This is a genomic window from Desulfomarina sp. (genome assembly GCF_054039375.1).
This window is the reverse complement of sequence record NZ_JBPLBA010000074.1, coordinates 1-3790: the sequence shown is the minus strand read 5'-3', so window position 1 is coordinate 3790 and position 3790 is coordinate 1. Positions and strand designations below refer to the sequence as shown.

3 protein-coding genes are annotated in these 3790 nt (G+C 46.2%); 1 reads left to right on the top strand and 2 read right to left on the bottom strand.

The genetic code is table 11. The annotated features are described in order from the left end of the window. Positions 1–1196 (bottom strand): MFS transporter (locus ACXLDX_RS04145; protein ID WP_457575929.1); only part of this gene is annotated, 1196 nt, incomplete at its 3' end. A gap of 177 nt (positions 1197–1373) precedes the next feature. Then, positions 1374–2006, bottom strand: coding sequence for a methyltransferase family protein (locus ACXLDX_RS04140; RefSeq protein WP_457575928.1), 633 nt, complete (start codon positions 2004–2006; stop codon positions 1374–1376). 385 nt (positions 2007–2391) lie between these two features. Here ACXLDX_RS04140 and nhaA point away from each other — a divergent pair, with 385 nt between their 5' ends. Then, the gene (gene nhaA / locus ACXLDX_RS04135; protein ID WP_457575927.1) at positions 2392–3597 is read left to right on the top strand and encodes a Na+/H+ antiporter NhaA; all 1206 of its coding nucleotides are present in this window, start codon (positions 2392–2394) and stop codon (positions 3595–3597) included. Positions 3598–3790 lie beyond the last annotated feature (193 nt).

Here is a 3790-nt window from a genome sequence, read left to right as displayed (position 1 = left end):
CCCCAGCCATGCAGTCCCCAGAAAAGGCAAAACAAGCCGATACAGGTAAGACAGGCAGCACTCCACGTCACAGCAAAAATACCTCCTGTCTTCCACATGAAGGCGCCGGTAAAAACACCAATCATCCGCCCGACCCCCGCCATGGCGTAAAACCCTGCCATCATAGTGGCTCTGGAATGGGGAAGCACCTCGCTGCAGAGGGAAAAGCCACAAATCATGGTGAACTCAAAACATAAGAAAACCATAAACATACCGGCCAGGGCAAAGGGCAGTTTCTGGCCTACTATCGGCAGAAAGAAATAGGACAGAATTGCAAAAACCAGAGCAATGACAGTCGCCCGTTTCAGCCCGATCCGGTCAGCAAACAAAGCTGCAAGGGATTCACCGCACAATTCAGCAGCCCCAATTGCCGCGGTACTGAACCCGAGAGCGACGAGAGAAATATGAAAGGCATCTTCAAACCAGACACCATAAGTTACGAAGAGAGCATCATTGGCGATGGAAATCCAGAAACCGAAACCTATCATCCCGAGAGCCGGTCGAATCTGGACAAGCTGTTTCAGAGAAGATACAAGAGTGACTGTGTCGTAATCTCTTCCATTGTTTTTATCCGGCGGAATAAATCGCATCAGACCGATCCACGCCAGGACTCCAAATCCGGCAAAACAGTAAAAGGAAACACTGATCCCCCACCGGTCAAAAACAAATCCGATCAGTGGGATACCTGCCAGGGCTGCCCCCGACCAGGACATTTCCACGATACCTATTGCCCGTCCCCTTTTGCCGAATGGAATATTGTGACCGATAAGAGCCTGAATTGCGGGATCAAAAATTGTCTTGCCGAAACCGGCAATCAGAAGACCAGCAAAGACAATCCAGTAGACCGGAAAAATACCGGAAAGCAACATGCCGACCACCAGAAAGATGAGACCATATCCCATTGTTGTTCTGTATCCCAGTCGATCAGCGACAGGGCCGGCAAAGATGCCAAGAATCGAATTAAACTGGCTGACCGCAATAAGCGATGTGATGGCGGAAAGCTGGACATCAAGTCCGCGGCTGAGGGCCGGGGCAAAAGGATAAATAAATCTGCGGGCAGTATTGAGCAGGAGTTTTACCAGGGCCATCACAAGTATCTGGTGACCGGCAGAGATTTCTCTCTTTCTCCCGTTTTCTGACAGGTTTTCTTCTTTCAATAGTCCTCTCAACGCAGAAATAAAATTCTGATTATCGATGAAACTCAGCCGAATTGGGAGTGTGCCTGCTTTATCAGGCTGGCCTGTGGCCAAAAATCACTGAAAATCTCAATTGAGAAGGAATTCAAATGAAAAAGTCTCGGCCTGAGTTTTGTGCGTAATCTTCAAAAAATATCACTACCCCCAGGCACCCTTCAGCCATTTCCAGGGGAAAAGCATGGAAACATCCCGCTGATAAGCCCGGAACTCCTCCCCATATTCAGCCATGAGTTTTCTTTCCTCGAGATAAGTACCGGCCACCAGATAAATGGTTAGAACAACGGCCACAAAACTTGTCGCGATACTGTACACCTGTGCTCCCGACCAGACAAGAAGAATCGAGCCCCCATACCAGGGATGACGGATAATGCCGAATACCCCGCTTCTGGAAAAAGTCGTTTGTCCATTTAACAGAACATCCCGTTTCCCCGTTCTCAATTGATCAAGTCCGAGAAAAGAGGTCAATCTGTATTTCCTTGCCCCTTCCCTGAAGAGGACAAAAGCCAGGAGAAGCAGGGAAAAACGGATAAACAGCCAGCTTCCCTGCCACTTGAACAGGGTGGGACTGTGAAGCGATTTCAGGTAATAAACAGGAGCAGCAAGAGTGACAAGAGAAAAGATATTATAGAAAATTCTATACCATCGGTCATAGCCGCCGAATCGCTGTTCCATAAACGACATAACAGCCGATGAAATAAGAAAACTGTGCATGGCGCACCAGCAGCTCCATATTGCAATCAGGATAAAATAGTCCTGCGAACTCATTGTCATGCTTTTACCGCCTTGTTTCGTTCTGTCGCAATTTATTCCTTCCCGAAGCCAGAACTACCTCGCGATTATTCCTTTCGTAACACATTGAAGTGCTACAATATATTTCACTATCTGGTTTATTTAACACAATCACTCGCTTATCTTCGGGGCATTCATTCACGGGTTCAGGTTCCTGATAAATTCCCCTGTCTACCAGGAAATATAGATAATACAATATTTACAAACCTGCAGGAATCAACAGTCTTTCCTGTCCTGCAATACTCAGGAATTTAAAAAACTTCATGAACCAGTCACGGATTCAGGGAGTATATTGACACCTCCATCTCCTTGTAATAGACTCAAAACAATCCAGAACATTCAAATTGAAAACTCCATATAACTTTTCATGAAAAACGGGACCTATCGTATTAGCGAATTTTTAAAGTCTGAATCCGCCGGAGGAATACTGCTGATGATGGCAGCTTTTCTGGCCATGGTTTTTGCAAACAGCCCTCTGGGATTTCTTTATGATCTTATCATAACCACTCCGGTTCATATCCGGGTAGGTCCCCTGGAAATTGCAAAACCTCTGCTCCTCTGGGTCAACGACGGACTGATGGCCGGCTTCTTTTTCCTGGTCGGCCTGGAACTCAAACGCGAGCTGCTCATTGGAGAATTATCGAACCGATCCAATATCATTCTCCCGGCATTTGGAGCTGTTGGCGGTATGCTTGTCCCCTCGCTCATCTATGTATTCTTTAACTATAATGATCCCCTGGCCATAAAAGGATGGGCAATACCCGCTGCAACAGACATTGCCTTCGCTCTGGGTGTCCTTTCACTGCTCGGACCCGGAGTTCCCGCCAGCCTGAAAATTCTGCTGACATCCCTTGCCATTTTCGATGATATTGGCGCAATTCTTATTATTGCCGTTTTTTATACCGACAACATCTCCTTTATTTCCCTGCTGATTGCCGCCACCTGCATCATCATTCTCTGGTTCATGAACAGAAAGGGAGAGGAGAGGATCGGCATGTATTTTTTTATCGGCTCCATCATGTGGGTTGCCCTTCTGAAATCCGGTGTTCACGCCACACTTGCCGGTGTCATCCTGGCCATGTTCATTCCCATGGAATCAACCGAAAAAGAGAACCATTCTCCTCTCATGCAGCTTGAACATGATCTCCATTCAACCGTGGCCTTTTTCATCCTGCCCATCTTTGCATTCTGCAATGCCGGTATTGATCTCACAGACGCCACTGCTGATTTCTTCACACACAGTGTTCCCCTGGGAATCACTTTCGGTCTTTTTTTCGGCAAACAGTTGGGTATTTTTTCTTTTATCCGGCTGGCAATTTCTTTGACCTCAGCTGAAATACCGACAGGAATGAACTGGCGTTCTCTTTATGGCATGTCAGCACTCTGCGGGATAGGTTTTACCATGAGTTTATTTATCGGCTCACTGGCATTTAACCAGACAGTTGAGAAAATGGTGTTTGACGAGCGGCTGGGCATCATCGTCGGTTCACTCCTTTCAGGGATTGTCGGATATTTCATCCTTAAAAATTCTCTGAAAAAAATAGGACCGGAAACCGGCAATGTTAAGGAATAAACTTTTTTCTGATTACGTATGAAACTCAGCCTGTTATTTGGGAATCTGGGGATTGGGCCTGTTTTGTCAGGCGTATTTCAAAAATCACATTAGACTGATTATAAAATGATCTGGATTGACACTTTTTCATTTGAATTCCTTATCATTTGAGATTTCCAGTGATTTTTGACCGCAGGCTAGCCTGATAAAACAG

What these genes read in the sequence shown, in the direction of transcription:
- nhaA (WP_457575927.1), top strand. Translation starts at nt 2,392, where the DNA reads ATGAAAAACGGGACCTATCGTATTAGCGAATTTTTAAAGTCTGAATCC.
- ACXLDX_RS04140 (WP_457575928.1), bottom strand. Translation starts at nt 2,006, where the DNA reads ATGACAATGAGTTCGCAGGACTATTTTATCCTGATTGCAATATGGAGC.